General features: G+C 35.8%; 10 protein-coding genes. All 10 read right to left on the bottom strand.

All coding sequences use genetic code 11. The features are described from left to right. Positions 1-43: 43 nt before the first annotated feature. The 10 genes from QMO11_RS12745 to QMO11_RS12700 all read right to left on the bottom strand — a co-directional run bounded on the left by QMO11_RS12745 (position 44) and on the right by QMO11_RS12700 (position 19208). Positions 44-2488, bottom strand: a complete 2445-nt coding sequence (locus QMO11_RS12745; protein ID WP_282037638.1) for a DUF4114 domain-containing protein — start codon at positions 2486-2488, stop codon at positions 44-46. Positions 2489-2714: 226 nt separating this feature from the next. Further along, positions 2715-4181, bottom strand: a complete 1467-nt coding sequence (locus tag QMO11_RS12740) for an aldo/keto reductase (protein WP_282037637.1) — start codon at positions 4179-4181, stop codon at positions 2715-2717. Between the two features lie 210 nt (positions 4182-4391). Beyond that, entirely contained in the window at positions 4392-5630 is a 1239-nt protein-coding gene (locus tag QMO11_RS12735; RefSeq protein WP_282037636.1) for a TraB/GumN family protein, read from the bottom strand. A 10-nt stretch (positions 5631-5640) separates the two neighbouring features. Beyond that, a complete protein-coding gene (locus QMO11_RS12730) occupies positions 5641-7950 on the bottom strand; it encodes an ABC transporter permease (protein ID WP_282037635.1) in 2310 nt (769 codons plus the stop codon). A gap of 24 nt (positions 7951-7974) precedes the next feature. Continuing rightward, a complete protein-coding gene (locus QMO11_RS12725) occupies positions 7975-10314 on the bottom strand; it encodes an ABC transporter permease (RefSeq protein ID WP_282037634.1) in 2340 nt (779 codons plus the stop codon). 25 nt (positions 10315-10339) lie between these two features. Then, positions 10340-12679: an ABC transporter permease gene (locus QMO11_RS12720; RefSeq protein ID WP_282037633.1), complete on the bottom strand. Its 2340-nt coding sequence runs from the start codon at positions 12677-12679 to the stop codon at positions 10340-10342. Between the two features lie 21 nt (positions 12680-12700). Next, the gene (locus QMO11_RS12715; RefSeq protein WP_282037632.1) at positions 12701-15052 is read right to left on the bottom strand and encodes an ABC transporter permease; all 2352 of its coding nucleotides are present in this window, start codon (positions 15050-15052) and stop codon (positions 12701-12703) included. Positions 15053-15107: 55 nt separating this feature from the next. Next, a complete protein-coding gene (locus QMO11_RS12710) occupies positions 15108-15809 on the bottom strand; it encodes an ABC transporter ATP-binding protein (protein ID WP_282037631.1) in 702 nt (233 codons plus the stop codon). A gap of 184 nt (positions 15810-15993) precedes the next feature. Beyond that, positions 15994-17202 (bottom strand): S41 family peptidase, encoded by a 1209-nt coding sequence (locus QMO11_RS12705; protein ID WP_282037630.1) that lies wholly within the window; start codon positions 17200-17202, stop codon positions 15994-15996. Between the two features lie 758 nt (positions 17203-17960). After that, entirely contained in the window at positions 17961-19208 is a 1248-nt protein-coding gene (locus tag QMO11_RS12700; RefSeq protein ID WP_282037629.1) for an efflux RND transporter periplasmic adaptor subunit, read from the bottom strand. Between the last annotated feature and the right edge of the window lie 76 nt (positions 19209-19284).

Genomic DNA, 19284 nt, shown 5'->3' with positions numbered 1-19284 from the left:
CGGTGAATTTCACCGAACCTAAATAAGAACTAGTCCCGAATTCTTATTTGCTCACCATAAATCTGCCCCTCTCACTCTCACTACCCTCTTCTTTAATTACATAAACATATAACCCATTCTGAAGTGTTGAATTGGTATATAGTATTCTATTACTTGCTGAAACAACACTTAATTTTTGTTGATCCACTAATTTACCAGCTACATTGTACACACTAATAATTGGAGCACTCATGTTAAATGAAATTTTAATGGTAGTTTGGTCAGTAAATGGGTTTGGGAAAACTGTGTTGTTCGATGTATCATCAGCCTCTTCCTCAATACTACTAGTGCTTATTGCTGATTTAGTAGTGAAGTTTACATCATCAATACTTAACTCAAAATCTTCGAAACTCTCTCCATTACCGTTTAACGAGAATACAATTCGTTTTACATCTTCAATATTCGCACTATTGCCGTTGTTATCCACAAAATCATTAAAATTAATACTGTACGTTTCTGCATTCGTATTTGCCGGAAGTATGTAGCGGAATCGGTTTTCCCAATTATTAAGGCTTTCGTGCATCAATACCAATTCGATAGAATGTGTACTTTGGCTAGTAAATTCAATAGTATTAAAATTGGTTACATTTAGTGTTTGATCACCGGGTAATACTTGTCGGAATACATTAAAAGTGTTTTTAATCTTGCCCGAAGTATATAAATTACGTTCTACAAAATGTCTGTCTTCAGCAGCTTCTGTTGTACTTCTCGAAATATCATAGAAACTTACTTCAGCGCTTGATTTTAAATAATCAACTCCCCAAGGGCCATCGGCCAAGTATAGCGCATCCATTTGTTCAGTAGCATCTGATTTAAGTGAGATACCAGCATCAAATAAACTTCCAGTTTCTACAATAACAGTTTCATATCTATTACCCGATAATGCCACGGCTTTACTCATATTTTGGTTTGAAGAATGTTCGGTTTCTTTATAATTGGCATTGAAGTTTACACTTTTACTGGCATCGTTATTTATCAGCTCTAAATGTATTTTCCCGTTTTGATAGAATCCTGATTTAACAAAGACACTAGGTATTTTCTCAACATTAACATCGCTGATTACATTCTTTTCTGATTTAAATTGGTCGATAATTTGATTGGCAATGGCAAATACCTGAGCATTGTTACCACCCCATATCTGAAAATTATAATAGCTTCCTTCAGGGTATTGGTCGATATTCCAATAGCTAAAAAGCTCGTAATTGTTACCATTTTCTTTAATAGAGAAACTTAAGGTATTTTCTACTTGGCCAGTGGCGCGTAGTAGTTTAGAATGAATAATTTGATGTCCGCGTACCTGAACTAAACGCACATCTTGTAAGCTTGAGTTATTTAAGCGGTCGCAGATGGCTTTTGAATGATCGTATACCGCATTGGGAGTATAGGTTGCTAAAGTTACTGCAATACGTTTATCATTTTTGTAATAATCAACAGAGAATACTTCAGTGGCATTGGTAATCTCCACCAAGTCCTCAGGGCTCGATACATAAGCCGTTTCTGTGCCAAACATACCTGTTGAAGGAATATAAGTTTGTAGTTTAGATGTCGATGAGGATTTTAAACTTTGATGCGCTGCCATACTGATCTGAGCAGATTTAGTATTCGTAAAATTTTGCTTTACACCTCGTGAGAAATTACGTTTTGCAATTTTTTCAGCTAGGGTACCGTTGCTTTCTAATCCCCCGTTATTACCCGATGTAACATCAGTTGCTGTTGAAACATCTGTAATGTTTTCGGTTGTAATTGCGTCGTAAGGATTTGCAGTTACGTAAAAAATGGCATCGTTAAAATCTTGATCACACGAGGCATAATCTCTTCTGATATCTTCAAAACCTAATATGATTCTTTCGTTTTCGGGGTCTGCTAATAGTACGTTGTGTTGACGTAAGTTGCTATCTGCTTCAGGATTGTAGTTTGTGTTTGAATAAACCTGCCACTGTCCGTCAGTAACGGCACCATTTTTCCAGCCGTTGGCTAATAGTACCCAACCAATGCTGGTTCCTGCTTTAAAGTTCCCAATTTTTACTTTATTCCCGGTAAGAAGTCCGCCACCACTATAAAGCGCGGATACATTAGGAAAAATTATAGTTATATCTTCTTTACTTGGTGCATCTTCAGGTGCTTGTCCGCTTGGGTAAGTGTAAAAACCCAATACATTTCTGTATCCCGCTCCTTCTCCCACAAAGGTTACATAAACTTCAGCGCTATCGCGCAGGTGAATATCTGTATCGTAACCTGAACTAATATAATGCGGATTATAGTCAGGCACTGGATACCCTTCGGGTAAAGCGTTGGCAATCATATCTAAAGTTTCCTGACTTACATTGTCAGAAGGGTCTAGTAAATACTCAGGTGTTCCGTTACTGGTGTAGGTGCCTAGGTAATTATAGTTTTGAGCTTGTATATTTAAGGCAATTAAGGTGATTGATAAAAGTAAAATATGTTTCATGGCTCTCTGTTTTTTCTTCAAATATATTTCATGAGAATCAACAGAATGCTGGTAAATCGGTGAGTGGTAAATATGTTTAGGCGAATGGAATGTATTGTAGTTGTGATGTTTTAAAGGTCTTATTTTGGTTATGTGGTAATCTTATGAGTAGGGGATACATCACAATGGCATGTATTGTTTTATTACATGCCATTGTATTTAATTTATAAATATTCGCCAGGTTTATTTAAGCTCTATTGCCTTGTTCATCAACAGTAAATACCTCAATTGATGAGGCTTCTGTTAAATCAGTTTTAAAACTAAATGGTTTGTTTTTGCTGACTTGAGGTTGGTGCTTTACTTGGCCAATGCTTTTGCCATTTTGCATTATCTCATAATAAGCAATGGGTACTTCGGCAGCAAAGGCGGTTTGCCATGTAATACGAGTTTTGTTATCCAAATTTGTAAATGTAATATCTCGCGGAGCCGAAAGGTTAACCTTGGGTAATTGAAAATAATTGGTTTGTCCATTGCGTACCTTGCTTGTTTTTTCTTCAATCTGCTTTTGTTCTTGTTCCGATAGGGTATTGGGTTTAATTTGCGCCGCGTAAAAATTCTGCGTAAGCTGACAATTAAGCGGGTCGTCGTCGATATTACCAATGCCAATAATTAGGGTATCTACATAGGGCGAGTTTAATACATAAGCAATCAATTCGTTACTTGGTAGAGTTGGCGAGCCTACTTTACGATATACATCGGCAGGTGTGAGTGAAAAACGCGGTTCTTTATGGTACATAACTGCATCGGCAAAAACTTTCATGCCAATAACACCTAGGCCTTTGGCTTTGGCCAATGGCAGTACATTATTAAGCATATTAAAATACAATTTATCGTTGGCATTTACTGAAACCAACATGGCATCTAATATATCATATTCGTCGCGCTGTATCATATCTATCATGGCAGCGGGGTTATGATGGCCCGAGAAACCAATGTGCTTAATTAACTTTTCGTGTTTAGGATTTGTGCCCGTATGGTTTGTGCCATCTCTATAATCGCGCAGAGCCACAAGTGCTCCAAAGTTGTCATTGGTATTTAAAGGGGTATCCAAACCCTTATACAGCACATCAACTTCCTCAATGCCTGTTATACTATGCACTAGCATAATATCTAGGTAAGCTCCATCGGGGTAAAACCCCTCTCCATCGCCAAAAATTTGGGATAAGGAACGCTTCAAGTCGCCAATGGCACAGGCCACATTTTCACCGTTTGATACATTTCGCACATGCTCACGTTCGGGCCATCCCGGTTTACCCCAACGCATTAATGTTTTGCTGGTTAGTTTAATGTTGCGGCGTAGTTTTTTATTGTAATTGCTTTTGCCAGGTATTAAATTGAGCGTGGAAAATGCTTTGTGGTAATTTAACTGACTAGGTCCATATAGGTTAGAGGTGTCGAAGTAATTTACGCCCAAGTCAAATGCTTTTAATATGATGGCTTCGGGATTAACATCATCAGGTGTCCACTGCAAAGAAGCTTGTCCGCCAAGACCAAGGGTACTTACCTTAAAGTTGATTCTCCCGAAGTTTCTTTTTAAGGGGCTTGGTGCTTTATTGGTAAATGAAGATGCGAATGGTACAATACTTACTCCGGCAGCGACTGCTGAAGATAAACGAATAAAATCGCGACGCGATATGGGATATTTGTTTTTCATAACATACAAGTTCTAAGTTTCTCTTTAAGCATCGTTTAATTTAACTCAATTATAAGATTTAATCAAGTATTGGGTTGATGTTATAGAGGTTCTTAGGACCTATTGAATCTTTCTTTTTTAGGAGCTACATACATTCTTACTATTGAGCGGTAAAGCCCTCTTCTATCTAAATAAAAGAGGGCTAAATGGCGTCAATTATTAAATACACTACTATTTTTTGTTTGCGCCAAATGGAGTAGAGGGTGCTGAGTTGCGCACCACAATTATAGATTGCATTAAGTCGGTGGTACTGTATTGATCGTAATAAAATTTTAAAAGAATGGGCTGATATGCAAAAGGTGACTCGGGTTTATCAATATCAAAGCAAGTTATACTATTTTTAGAAGTCACTTTTTTAAGTACGTTTAAATAGACCTTTGTGCCTACTAGCCAACTATCTTGAACCCACGAATTGCTGTTTTGTAATTTAGTGTTATAGTATAATTTTTGTTTTGATTTAAATACTTTAAATGCCCCTGGTAAAAAGTACTCGGGCATCATACTTTTGCTGTTTAAATAGAAAATATTGTAGGTGTAAATGGTTTTATTTAAATCGTTTTTTAATTGTGATGCAAACCATTTTGTGCTATCTAGTTCAGCTTGATAGGTATGCGAACAACCCCAAGTGCCAATCATTTTTTTGTTTTGTAGATGTAAGTGCTTTTCCAAGGCTTTGTAGTTTTCAAAAATGCACGAGTCTCGCACCTTATCCCAATTGTTACCGGCAGCATTTGCTAGCTCTCCGTTGATGATATTATTTAATGAGTACTTGTATAAGAAAAGATCTTCGGACTTGAAGGTTTTATTTTCAGATGCAAGTAATAGTTCTTTAATGTGCGATAGTTCAGTACTATCTAGGTTATATTTGCCTTCAATGTTTTTTAGTATAGGATCCTCTGCTTGGTATTTGGCCAGTATATGTTGTATGCATTTCGCTGTATAGGTATAATTTCCGGAGGGTATATCTACTCCTATGTAGGTAATTTTGTTTTTACTTTGCTTATTAAGCGCAATGATATTTTTATAAATCAGGTACTGCTCTTTGCTCCAGGCAAATGAACCTTTTACATCATTAAACATTTCCTTTATGGCAAGCGTGTCTTCGTTTAAAATATGTTTATTTAGTTCTTCGGTGTATGCCCAATCTGTTTCGGCTATAATGTAGGTAAAATCACAGGCCTGTTTATATTCATTTATAAGGCGATTGGTAATTTTATGGTTGGCATTGTATCCATGCGATTCGCCAATGAATACAATATCGGCCTTATCAATAGCTTGTTGGTTTATTATTTTCTCCTCCTGATAGAAATCTAATTTTGAACGGAGTAGGTAGTCCACTATGGAATCTTGCGCAAAGCACGTGTTAGTTAGAAGCACTAGGCTAAACAGGAATAAGGTTGTTGTTTTCATATAGTTTTTATTATTCGTAACGTAAGGCTTTTATTGGGTTTTGTTTGGCGGCACGATAGGTTATTGTACTCACAGATATAAGGGATAGCGACATTAGTATTATAAATGCGAAAATATACACCAGCCAATTGACCGTAATTCTATATGCAAACTCTTGCAGCCATATATGCATAACTATTACAACCACCGGACAAGCCACAGCAAAGGCTATGCTTACTTTGGTAATGAAATTAATATTTAGCATTTTCATGAGCTCAGCAATATTGGCACCATTAACTTTTCTAATGCCTATTTCTTTTGTTTTTTGCTCCACAATAAAAATAGTCATGCTTAAAAGGCCAATACTACTTATTAATAAAGTTAGTAAACCAAATCCGCCAAGAATATTTGCTTCGGCTTGCTCATTAACATATAAATTGGCGCTAGCTTCTTGCATGGTTTGTAGAATGTATGATTGAGGCGAAATATCTGATAATATTTTGTTGATATCTTTTATTGCAACAGCATTGTTACCATTGGTTTTAATAAGTAAACATCCACAATAATTTGAAGGCTCGCTGTATGTTATCACCAGTTGTCTTATGGGTGTATATATATTTGCAATATTAAAGTTATCGCAAATGCCAATTACCGTGTATTTTTTATCGTTATGAATTAGTGGTGTGGTTAATGCTTTATCATACCCTCCTAAATCGAGTGCATATTTGGCATTAATAATTAAGGAATATTCTTCGTTAAATTGTGTTGGATTAAAGGCTCTTCCTTTTAAAATTTTTATTCCTGTTGTTTTAAATAAATTACTACTTGTTCTAAAAATATAACGATACTCATTTTCTTTTCCTTCAATAGAATAGCTTTCAATTGACGAAGAGAACTCTTGAAAGCTACCTTGATTAAAACTATAGGATAATATATTGGGATTTTGATTCAACTTTGCTGAAATAACATCAACATTCTGACCAATGGGATAATTGTAAGTACTGATTTGAATTAAGTTTTTGATGGAGTATCCTTTATCTGAATGAATAGCAAAACTAATTTGTTTTTGCATTATATAAGCACTTAAGGCTATAAATACTGCAATTGCAAATTGTGCTATAACCATTGTGGTATTAAATGTTTTCCCAAAGTTTTGCTTTTTATTGTAGGGGCTCTTTTTTGCGAAAGCATATAACAAATACTGATAACAAGCACAGATAATTATTGTGGTAATAGTGCAAATAGAAACTATTAAAAGTAGCTTTCCATAACCAATGGTATTGAAAAAATTCACATTCATTTTTTCAATAAAGAATGGAATGCAGAATATGGATATTATAAGGGCACATAAAGAGGATATAATAACAACGATGGAAATATCGAGCCAATAATCTATTATAATTTGTCTATGTTTTGCCCCAAGAATACGTTTTAATTTAAACTTATTTTGCCCTTTGTAAAACAGATTTGTGAGCAAGGAAAAGTAGTTGATAATAGATATCAAAAGTACAATTAGTCCTGCTAAACTAATCACTATAATATGGGTGGTTTTTGATACTTCAAAAGGAGTTTCTAGGTGTAGCTTACTGTAAGGATAAAGTGAAACTTTTACATCAAGTTTGTCTACAGCCTTGTTTAAACTTGCATTTAAGCGCTCCTCTAATTCTGTAACATTATTCGTATTTACTTTTGTAATGATGTAATCGCACCAATTGAACCAACCTTCGCAATTATTGGTGTAAAATTGCGATGTTTCAAAGTTTACAAAAGCTTGTTGCTTAAACGTTGTGTTTTCAGGAAAATCTTTATAGATGCCTTCAATGGTTAATAAGATGGAATCTTTTAAAATAATAGACTCTCCAAGCACCGAGGTAGAGCCAAATAGACGATTTGCTTCCTTCTCAGAGATAATTATGCCGCCTTTATTTTGTAATGGATTTTCCGTTTTCTGAATAAAGTGGAATGGTAGTATCTCTAAGAATTGATAATCGGCGTTACAAATATCGAGCTGATGCCAGTGTTTATTAATATTAACAGAAAAACTTTCGGGCCAGACGTTTAAGAGTGCGGTGTTTTCTAGTTCAGAAAAGTTATTACGCATATATTCAGCAGCCACTGTTGGAACTACAATATCGAGGTCATTATCAATAGTATCACTAAAAGCTAGCATATAAATATCATCAACTTCATCGATATGTTTATCGAAAGACCAATGTACATAGGCCCATGTTGTTGCCAAAGAGCAACAGCTGATACCTATTGTAAGACCAATAATGCTTATGATAGCATGGTGTTTCATACTAATTACACTGCGTAAAGATTGCTTTATTTTGGCTATCATTATAAAAGAGATAATTTGTTGGTATTACTCATAACGCAAGGCTTCAATAGGATTTTGCTTGGCTGATTTAATAGTATTTACTGAAACAGTTATGGCTACAATAATAGCGCAAAGTGCACCTCCAATTAAAAATGGCGTTGGAGACAGGCTAATTCTGAATGCAAATTTTTCTAACCACTGATTCATACCCCAATAGGTAATTGGCGTGGCAATAATTAACGATACTACTACCCATTTAAACAAACCGTGATTCAGCATTAAGCATATTTCGGTGATGGTTGCACCATTTACTTTGCGTATACCAATTTCTTTAATACGTTTTTGCATAAAAAACACCGATATGGCAAATATCCCCATGGATGCAATGATGATGGTTAGGATGGTAAAATAATAGATAGCTTTAGCAGTAGAACGTTCTGTGGTATACCAATCGTTTATAATGGCATCCATAAAACGGTATTCCATGGCTTCAATTCCAGTAAATTTTTTGTACGTATCCAGAACCATTGTCATTGTAGCATTTGGGTTTCCACTGCCTACCTCTACAAACATAGTCCATGCACCATCAGGGTTCTCAGCGCTTTCATTTCTTTGCCAAACTTTAGCCGGACCCATTTTCATGTGCATTGGTCTGAAGGTGAAATCTTCAATAACACCAATAACATCAACCGCGTCTCCGTCTTCATACTGTTTAAATGAAGTAGGTAAATCATCCAAATCAAGTTCTTTAATGGCAGTTCTGTTTAAATAAATAGCATCTTTTGAGTAGGCAGTTCCTGTTGGTGTTATCTTAAATTGCATCATATCCATAAATGCTTTGTCAAAACCAAAGACCTGAAAACTTACAGGTTTGCCATTGTATTCAAACGAGTTATTATTACCTCCATCCATCGGACTACCCGTAACAAAAGCTACGTTTTTCACATCAGGTATTTGTAACAATTGTTCTTTAAGGGCATTGTACTCTTTGGAATCCATATTTAATGGAAACTCGGCAATATTGCTAGTATTATAACCTAGGTTTTGATTTAGTAAGTAATCTGTTTGCTTCTGGATAAAAAGTGCCGATGTTATCAATACAATTACCACTACAAATTGGGTGCAAATAAAATATTGTAATAAACTTACTTTTCCTTTCTTTTTTGTTTCACCTTTTAACAGTTGTAAAGCATTTTGTTTGGTAATAATTAAAGCTGGAATAATACCTGAAATCACGCCAATACCAATAATAATACCCAATACTTGTAAAAGTAATTCAAGGCTAATTTCATTTGCTAAGTGAATGTTTGCCGACAGAATGTCGTTAATTAAAGGTTCGCATGCGCTAGCCAGAATAAAAGAAAAAGCAGTGGCAATAAATAAAGTAATAGTAGTTTCTGCAATATGACTAAATACCAATTGTGTTCGAGTGCTTCCTACTAATTTTCGTATGGCCATGTTACGTACTCTTATTTCGGCTTGTGCAATGGCTAAATTAATGTAGTTGATAATGGCCAATACCAAAACTAATATTACCACTAATGATAAAACCGAGAGTAAGCTTTTGTTTGATCTTCGAACACCATCACCTTGAATGCTGCTAAAGTACGTTTCAGATAAGGGTTCTAAACGGCATTGTTTGATATAGCCTTGTTTTATTAACCAAAAATCTTTGGCTTCTAAGGTCTCAAATATTTTCTGCCCTTGTGAGGGTAAATTGCTATGTTCTTTCTCTAATAAAAATAAAGAGAAGTTGTTGGTGCCCGGAGAATTTAAAAATCCTTCTCTCATCCAAAAGCGATCCGTATCCATAAAGTTAAGAATCACATCAGCCTCAGCAAATGATGAATCTTCCCAGTAGTTTTCGATAACACCAGTTACGGTGCAGCTATAATCATTTCTAAAACTGATGGTTTGTCCAATGGGAGATTTGTCACCAAATACCCTAACTGCATATGCTTTGCTAATAATAACATTGTTGCGATGTTGCAAAGCTGTTATCGAATTGCCTTCAATCAGATTAAATGAAAACATTTGCAGAAATGTAGAATCGGCAAATAATATATTGGTAATATGTTTTTGATTATCAAGACCAGTAACCACTGTTTCTGAAGTTCCAATACGACAACCTGATTCCACTTCAGGAACTTTCTCCGAAATCCAATCAATAATCGGTGGAGCCCATCCTGCCCATTCCATATTATGAGTTAAACGATAAATTCGTTCGCTGTTTACCTGTTGTTTGTTTACAGAGAATTCTTGCTTAAGATAGATTCCTAGCAGCAAAGCAAAAGTAATGGCAGCCGAGAAGCCAAGGATGGTAATAACCGAGTAGGTACTGTTTTTTATAAGTCTGTTGAAGTATGTTCTGAAGAATGTTTTCATGATCTTTATCTGTATTAGGTTTTATTTATTCGCAACGAAGTGCCATAATAGGATTTTGTTTGGCTACTTTAATAATATGAGTACTTACCACTGCAATTGAAATTAAGAAAGTACTAATACTTGTAACTAGGTATACCCAGATACCTATATTAGTTCTATAGGTAAAATTACTGAGCCAGTGTTCCATTAAAATGTATGATATGGGTATGGCAATTACAATGGATAGTGAAACAATTAAGCCAAACTGCTTATTGATTATTATTAGAATATCGGCTACACTAGCTCCGTTTATTTTTCGTATTCCAATTTCTTTGGTTTTGTTCTGAGCCACTAATAATGTCATACTTAACATGCCAATTAAAGCGATTATTATACACCAAATAGTTACACATTTGATAAATAGTACCATCCGTTCTTCTTGTGCATAGAGTTTGTTACTTGCTTCGTTTACAAATTCTATTTCCAGATTTGCTTGCGGATCAAATTCTTTCGCAACAGTATTAATCTCATTAAAAAGCGTCTTATAATTACAGGGTTTTACTCTTAGAAATAAGTAATCAAAATCATCAGAATTATCACTTAAATATAGTTGCAATGGACCTGTTTCGCTGTATAGTGAATTAATTTGTATGTTATTCATAACACCAATAATTTCTCCATACCCTTTATCTCCAGTACTCATTGTTTTACCCAATGCTTCATCGGGCCAGTTTATTTCAGCCACTGCTTTTTTGTTAATAATTACCTTACCCAAATCAGCATCATTCTCGGTCTGAAAAGCTCGTCCTTCTTCTATATTTATATTAAAAAAGTTTATAAACTCTTTAGAAACCACCCATGTTTTAAAATTAACAAGCTTATCGTTTATTCCGGTACCCATGCCATTGTTTACTGCACTTGGCACTTGATCGGCCAATGCATAATCTGCACAGAGTGATTTTTGTGTAATTTTATTTGTGAAAGCCTCGTGTTGCGTTTTTAAGCTCGAAGGTAATTTGACTTGAACCACCTGATCTGTACTAATGCCCGTATCAAAATTATACCAAAAGTTAAGTTGTTTACTAATTACAAAAACAGATATGGTTAACGTAACAGCCACAGTAAATTGAGTAGTTAATAGAATGTTTCGTACCAAGTAAGTTTTATTTTTAGCCAATATTTTTCCTTTAAGGCCATCTGATAGAGGAGTATTTTTAATTTGTTTACTAGCCCAGTAAGAACCTGCAATTCCAAAGCAAACAGCTCCCAATATAAAGTATATAATATAGATGAGACGATCGTTTATTTGTAGTCCCTCGATATTTAATGCGGTCTGTAATTTATTATAAAATAATTGGTGAATAAGCAGTGAGATACATAAAGATATAAGGCACCATATTATTGATTCTATAATATTAATAAATTGGCCTTTTCTTTTAGAGTTCCCAAAAAAATGAAGTAGCGAATAAGTTTGGGTTTGATAAGGAACTTGTTCTCCTTTAAAGTTTATGTAATTCATCAATCCCATAACTATTATCATAATAACAAAGACTAATAAAACACTATAAATTAATGGATTTGACGAGCTAAATACAGTGTTACTTGTATCGAAATGGATATTCTTAAAGGCGCTCAACTTAAATAAAGGATTATCCTCAACAACAGTAAGTAAAGATTTAAAGGGTTGTATATCTGCCAGAAGATGATCTATTTGTTTCGATGTTGCTGCGGGTTTTGCATCAGGCCTTAGCTGCAAAAAAGAAATAAATCCCCAAGCTTTCTCACCAGTGCGTTTACTTTCTTCTATTATAGGATGTATAGAAGTGATCATATCGAACTGTATGGTTGAGGTTTTCGGAACGTCGTATAATATGCCCGCAACAGTGTACTGCTTCTCTTTTATCCAGATGGCTTTATTGATGGAGGCTTCATCTCCAAAGAATTTACGAGCACATTGTTTGGTTAACAATACTTGATTTGGCTTATTAAATACTGCGTTTACGCTAGAGCTTGCAACCTCAAAGTTGAACATCTCTAAAAAATGCGCATCTGTATATATTAACTTCTGTTCTTGTTTAAATGATGTGTTGTCGTTATAATCTAAAGAAACTTCTTCATTCTTTATTCTTAACAGAGTAGCATTGCTTACATCTGTTAATTTTCCCTCAACTAATTCAATAATATTAATGGGTAATGCATCCTGATAAAGCGTAGTTTTTAAATGGTAAATGTTGTTTTTGTGTTGTTTATCAAAACTTAACTCATAATCAATAAATAGTGTTAAGGTTATAATTCCTACGAATGTAACTACAAGACTAATTAAGGTAAGTAGGTTTGCCTTTTTATTTGCAAGTATTTTTCGTAGTAAGAGTTTCTGAATGATCATTGTATCGTTTTTTTAGATTTGTTACTCGTAACGTAATGATTTAACCGGATTTTGCTTGGCAGTATACAATACTCTAATGGCTACAATGGTGCAGATTATAATCAGCGGAACCACAATAGACAAAATGTAGAAAAGCGGATTGATGCTTTCGTGTTTTGGGTAATTCTTGAAATATTCATGCATAATTATAGTACCTATTGGCAATGCTATTAGTGCTGCAATAAGTAATTGCTTGATGTATTTTTTCAAGTACAATGTTTGTATTGATTGCACCGAAGCGCCCATAATTTTACGAAGTGCCAATTCTTTTAAACGCTTTTGTAAGTTAAAAACGGTAATGGCGTAAATTCCAATTAGGCAAATGAAGAGGGCAATCATGCCACTGTAAGCAACGGTTTGGCGTATGCTTTTTTCTTGCACATACATTTCGCTAAATTTATCCTCGTTATACCAACTGTAGCCTTTAAATTGAGCATCGTAACGTTTAAATATTGTATCGATATTATCCTTAATGCTATTCACATTTGCATTAGGGGTATATCGCACACTCATGTGGTTCATGTTATTTCCTGTGTTCGATATGGCCATTGGTCTTACTTTGGTTGCATTTCCTTCGTAAAAGAAATCGGATACCACACCAATTACCTCAACATTCATTCTCCAATCGCCCATATCAATGGTTCGCGTGTCGTTTGGTTTAAGGCCTAGTTTATCGGCAGCTGTTTTGTTTAAAATCACCACTTTTTGATTTCCTTTGTCATTGGCATTATAGAACCGGCCCCATTCAAGGTTCAGCTCAAATAGATCACAAAAATCTTCTCGAACCCTATATTCATTTAAATCTTTATACTTTTCGCCGCTACCATTTAAACGTAGCATCTGTCCGCTGTAACCCCCACCCATAGAGTGGTTAGAGAAAGCAACCTTTGAAATACCAGGGATATTTTCCACCTCTTGCTTAATGCTTTCTAATTGATCGTCTAAGGATGCGTGTAAACCACTGTATACAATTACATTTGAAGGGTTAAGACCCAAATCGCTTTTTTGTAAAAAATGAAGGTGTTGGTTAATTCCTGATAAAGTAAATAACATTAATACTGCAGCTGCTAATTGCGTAATAATCATGGCTTGCGATAACCAACTAGAACTTGATTTGGTGTTTTTGCTTTCGCGGAATATAGCGTTGGTATTGTGTTTTACTAATGTAATTACAGGATATACCCCAGCTAATAATGTTGACAGAATAAATACAGATACAGCCATTGCAATGCCTTTAAAACTAAATAGCGTAGTTAATGGGATATCTCTATTGACCAAATCAGAAAAGAAGGGCATTATTTCGGCGGCTAGAATAAACGAGGCTATTAAAGCTATGGCATTGATTAAGCCCGATTCAGCAATTAATTGTTTGATGATAGATTTATTATCGGCACCAGAAACTTTGCGGATTCCTATTTCCTTTAAGCGTTTTTGTCCTGTGGCTAAAAATAAATTGATGCTATTAAATAGGGCAGCCAATAGTATAACGAGTGCAATAACCCCCACCATTATTACTTGCTTAATGTTACCAATGGGTTTTAGGTCAAAATCGGCTACGGTGAACAGGTGCATGCCTTCTAAAGGTTCAGCTTTGCTTACCATTTTTATTCCGAATTGTGCACCCCATTTGTCAAGAGCAGCCTGATTTGCCTGTTCAATTTTAGCAATTGCGGTATTCATTTCAACACCTTCTTTAATCAGGTAATAGGTGTTGAATTCCAAACTTTGCCACTTGTTAACCCCATTAGGCATGGGTACCATTATATCGGCCTTAAAGTGAGAGTTCTTTGGTATATCTGGGTACACTGCACTCACAAAAAAATCTTCACGATTCAGCTTCAGCGCTTCTCCAATTACATCAATCCTTCCAAAAATTTTATGAGCCATCTCTTCCGATAGCATAATAGAATTTTCATTGGCAAAGGGTTGTTTCGAAGCCAATGTAGGTTCAAATCCAAATACATGAAAGAAAGTACTATCTACTTTTATTAAAGTAAGGTCGCCATAATTTTCACCATCTTTTTCAATGTTGGCTTCAGAATTTCTTAATAACTGATAGGCACACTCTATTTCAGGCACCTTACCAGGTATCTCAGTAAAAGAGCTTCTATGGCAAATGGGAATATACTCCATGCCATCTTCCATTTGCCAGCCAATAAGCATGCGCACAATTCTATCCGAATTAGGAAAATGCTTGTCGTAGCTTAGTTCGTGGTTTACATATGAAAAAAGAAGTAAGCAAACAGTTAAACCTAAGGTTAAACCTATTGAGTTTACTGCGAAACTTAAACGGTTTCGGCTTATGATGCGGATGGTATGTTTTAAGGAAAGCATAATATTGAGATATTTGAGATGATAAATTAGGGATGCGTTGAAAGGAAGTATCTATTTATACACTTTGTAATTCAGAAACCTCGGCATTGGCTTTTTCGGTAATTACTTCGCCATCGAAAAGGTTAATTACATTGTGAGCAAAACCAGCGTCGCGGTCGGAGTGTGTTACCATAATAATGGTGGTGCCTTCTTGGTTAAGCTGTTGTAATAATTCCATTACCTCTAAACCATTTTTCGAATCTAAGTTTCCGGTAGGCTCATCGGCCAATAGCAACTTTGGGTTGGTGACTACCGCGCGGGCAATGGCAACACGTTGTTGTTGACCACCCGACAGCTGTTGCGGAAAGTGCTTGGCTCTGTGGCCGATGTTTAAACGCTCCAACACTTCTTCTACACGTTTTTTGCGCTCGCTGCTTTTCATTTTAAGATAGGTAAGCGGAAGCTCAACGTTTTCGAATACATTTAGCTCATCAATTAAGTTAAAGCTTTGAAAGATGAATCCGATATTTCCCTTGCGGAACTGCGTACGTTGCGACTCCTTAAAGCCAGCTACCTCGGTACCATTAAAATAGTATTTGCCATTGGATGGATTATCTAACAAACCAATAATATTAAGTAGGGTAGATTTACCACAACCCGATGGACCCATAATGGCTGCAAATTCGCCTTCTTTTACATGTAATGAAACGCTGTTTAAAGCCGTTGTTTCTACATCTTCTGTTCTAAATACTTTTGATAATTGCTCGGTTTTAATCATGATAGTTATTGTTTAATGTTGATGTTTAAATGTTTTGTTATTTATTCTGATAAAGTACTTTGCTTAAAATATGCCAAACTTGTAAGTGTTTGATATGGTGTATTTAATGATTTTTGTTTATTTCCAATGTGTCTAATTTATAGACAAGTGTGTAAAAATATTTGATAGGCAATTGTTGAATTCCTTATCCATCAATGGTTTTTATAAAGTTGGTAAAACGTTCTTCGCACGTATTCCCTTCTATCTCAATACTCGGAATGGTACCTATTTCTTCGTTGGAGCTACCATCGGCATTTAGCCCCATTATTCCTGGATAACGGATTACAATACCACTGTGGGGTAAAGTGAATAAAAAAGGATCAGAACCAACACCATCACCTCCTGTGGTTTCTCCCACTACTTTAGCAAAACCAGTGTTAATACAGAAGTTAGCAAATGCTTCTGAAGAGGAATATACATTGTGGTCGGCTAGTACATAAATTTTCCCCCTATAATGAATAGATTTTTTATTGGGATGTAAAGACCAACTTGATTTCTTAAACAGATAGTCATCTTCATATAATTCTTCTGGCATGTTGTATAGAGGAACACTATCAATAGGCATTCCTTCTAATTGGCCAGCAAAGTTGTAAAATTCAGCATTATCTTTAAACGCTGTGTAAGATGAATAATTCAATGTTGTGTTAGAGATATACGGTACAATATTTTGCTGCCAGTAACGCGTATCTCCGCCACCGTTTCCTTGTATATCAATAATTAGGTTTTCGTAGTTATTTAGGTTTTCGTAAAACTTGAGTAAAGCTTTTTTGTCTGCTTTTACATGCTCATACGAAAACGATTTAATATGCATTACAGCTAAGCTTTGAGCTTCAAATATTTCGAAAGTGAGGTTTGCAGTAGCTTCTGTATTTTCTGTGGTTTTTTTACTTTTCTTACTGGGGTGCAATTCTTGGTATATGTGTGCCCAATATTGATTCTTTTGTTTGGCATCGTTTTTCTTTAATTCTTGTAGATGTCTTTTGTACGATTTATGAGTCCACGATATCATTCTATATCGTGTAAACATATAATTGTAATACACAGTTGGCAATAAATCAGCGTGACCGCAATTGAGCTCATCCATAATGGCATCAATTTCTGCCAAATATTGTTTGTTGTTTTGTGTTTGGCTAATTCTAGTTTTATAAGCCTCGTAATTACCCAACCAATCAACCTGGTTTAAGCGTTTATTTACTTCGAAATACGGGAATGCCCCCTTTAGTTGAAAATATAAACTATCAAAGTCGGCTACTTTTTGTTCGGTGCTTAATGGGTTAGGGTTTGTTGCATTAACATTTGGAGATAGCACTAGGGCAATAATTGCGATAAATATAGTTCTACTGAATGATAACATAATAAATTAGTTTAGAGTGTTTATTGTTATCAATGCTATATCTGAAAATGTGCCAAATATTTAATGTGTTGAAAATTAAGGTATATGCTTTTGTGGATATTTGTATTGTGTCAATTTATTTAACACCTAGTGTAAAAATATTTGATAGCTAAGTAGGTGATTAAAGTGAGTAATTGGGAAATCCATTATCATTTGATGAAAGCTTCCCTGAACCCAAGTGAGCTCGTAACTATTTGATGATGGCTTCACTGAGCCCAAGGGAACTCATAACTATTTGATGATGGCTTCCCAGAACCCAAGGGGACTCATAACTATTTGATGATGGCTTCCCTGAGCCCAAGGGGACTTATAACTATTTGATGATGGCTTCCCAGAACCCAAGGGAGCTCATAACTATTTGATGATGGCTTCCCAGAACCCAAGGAAGCTCGTAACTATTTGAAGATAGCTTCCCTGAACCCAAGGGAACTCATAACTATTTGATGATGTCTTTACTGAGATCAAAGGGGCGAATTATTATTTGATAATTATTGTATAGCGTCATCGCGCGGTACAAAGCGATCTCAAGGCAAGCAGTTAAACATGGCGCCTTGAGATGGCCGCGTTCCTCGCCATGACGAGGCGCAAAGAATCTCAATAATTAAAATACTTATTTTTAAATTTGCCTAATGCCTAATGCCTAATGCCTAATGCCTAATGCCTAATGCCTAATGCCTAATGCCTAATGCCTAATGCCTAATGCCTACTGTCTATCCCAACTAAAACACAATCTTCTCGTTATCGCCAAACATATCGTAATTCGATGTAATAACTTGTTCACCGGGCTCTAGACCTTCAATAACTTCGTAGAAACGTGGGTTTTGTCGCCCAATTTTTATGTTGCGCTTGGTGGCAAATTCGCCAGAAGGATCGAGCACAAAAATCCACTGTCCGCCTGTGTTTTGAAAGAAACTACCACGCGGAACCAAAATGGCATCGCTAGAGTCGCCTAACTGCAAACGAACGTGATACGATTGTCCGGTTCTAATATTGCTTGGTCGTTCGCTGGTAAAAACCATATCCACAGTAAAACGTCCGTCTCTCACCTCGGGATATACCTTTTTAACGCGCAGTTGGTATTCTTTGCCGTTGCGATCAAAACTCGCCGTTAAATCGCGACGAACCCTTTCGATATAATGCTCATCAACCTTGGCCACAATTTTATAATCGGTAAGCACATTAATTTGCCCAATTCGGTTCCCTCTTGATATCGATTGTCCAATCTCGGCATCCAATAAACCCAACTGACCATCAACCGAAGCCTTTACCTCAAGGTTTTCGATGCGCTGACGCACCAAGGCCAAATTAGCCTCCATATTATCCAAGTTATCTTGCATGCGATCAACTTGTATGGCTCTGTAAATAGAATCTTGGTTGTATTGTTCCATCCTGAGGGCATAATGTTTATTGGCAATTTCGTAATCTTCCTTGGCCATTAAATAATCCTCTTGCGAGATAAGGCCATCCTTATATAATTTTTCGTTTTGCGAGTAAGCTCTTTTCTTCCTTATCACATTGTACGATACGTTAACTAGTTCCTGTTTGTTGGCAATTTTCTGCTGCTCTAAAGTCACCATGGTATTGCGCAAAAAGTTCTCTTGCTCGGCCAAATTCGCCTGACTATTTAAAATAGATAGGTTTAAATCGGGGTTCGATAAACGTAGTATCACATCACCTTTTTTCACTTCGGCACCCTCTTCAATTAATTTTTCTTCAACGCGTCCGCCTTCAACAGCATCAAGGTATATTACCGAAATAGGATCAACATGCGACATTAAACGAATGTAATCGGCAAAGTTATTTTGCGTTACCGCAGAAACCGTGAGTCTATCTTTGTTGGCTCTATAGGTGGAAACGTGTGTTGTACCAAAAGCATAGTACACAATGCTTAAAAATGTGATGGTAGCTATGGCAATATATATATGTTTTTTCTTGAGCCCATTTTTTTGCTCTATCTTTTTATCCATTCCCATTGTAGTAGTATTTTTAGTGCCTAGGCTGATGACAGAAGGCAGTAGTTTAAGTTTATCTTTTTTTCGTTAA

The sequence above is a fragment of the Saccharicrinis aurantiacus genome (assembly GCF_947489045.1).
GTDB lineage: Bacteria > Bacteroidota > Bacteroidia > Bacteroidales > Marinilabiliaceae > Saccharicrinis > Saccharicrinis aurantiacus.
The sequence above is the reverse complement of the archived record's forward strand: the minus strand, read 5'-3'. Positions and strand labels throughout refer to the sequence as shown.

Excerpts from the sequence above, each read along its gene's own strand:
- QMO11_RS12745 (WP_282037638.1), bottom strand. The coding sequence starts at position 2,488 with ATGAAACATATTTTACTTTTATCAATCACCTTAATTGCCTTAAATATA.
- QMO11_RS12740 (WP_282037637.1), bottom strand. The coding sequence starts at position 4,181 with ATGAAAAACAAATATCCCATATCGCGTCGCGATTTTATTCGTTTATCT.
- QMO11_RS12735 (WP_282037636.1), bottom strand. The coding sequence starts at position 5,630 with ATGAAAACAACAACCTTATTCCTGTTTAGCCTAGTGCTTCTAACTAAC.
- QMO11_RS12730 (WP_282037635.1), bottom strand. The coding sequence starts at position 7,950 with ATGATAGCCAAAATAAAGCAATCTTTACGCAGTGTAATTAGTATGAAA.
- QMO11_RS12725 (WP_282037634.1), bottom strand. The coding sequence starts at position 10,314 with ATGAAAACATTCTTCAGAACATACTTCAACAGACTTATAAAAAACAGT.
- QMO11_RS12720 (WP_282037633.1), bottom strand. The coding sequence starts at position 12,679 with ATGATCATTCAGAAACTCTTACTACGAAAAATACTTGCAAATAAAAAG.
- QMO11_RS12715 (WP_282037632.1), bottom strand. The coding sequence starts at position 15,052 with ATGCTTTCCTTAAAACATACCATCCGCATCATAAGCCGAAACCGTTTA.
- QMO11_RS12710 (WP_282037631.1), bottom strand. The coding sequence starts at position 15,809 with ATGATTAAAACCGAGCAATTATCAAAAGTATTTAGAACAGAAGATGTA.
- QMO11_RS12705 (WP_282037630.1), bottom strand. The coding sequence starts at position 17,202 with ATGTTATCATTCAGTAGAACTATATTTATCGCAATTATTGCCCTAGTG.
- QMO11_RS12700 (WP_282037629.1), bottom strand. The coding sequence starts at position 19,208 with ATGGATAAAAAGATAGAGCAAAAAAATGGGCTCAAGAAAAAACATATA.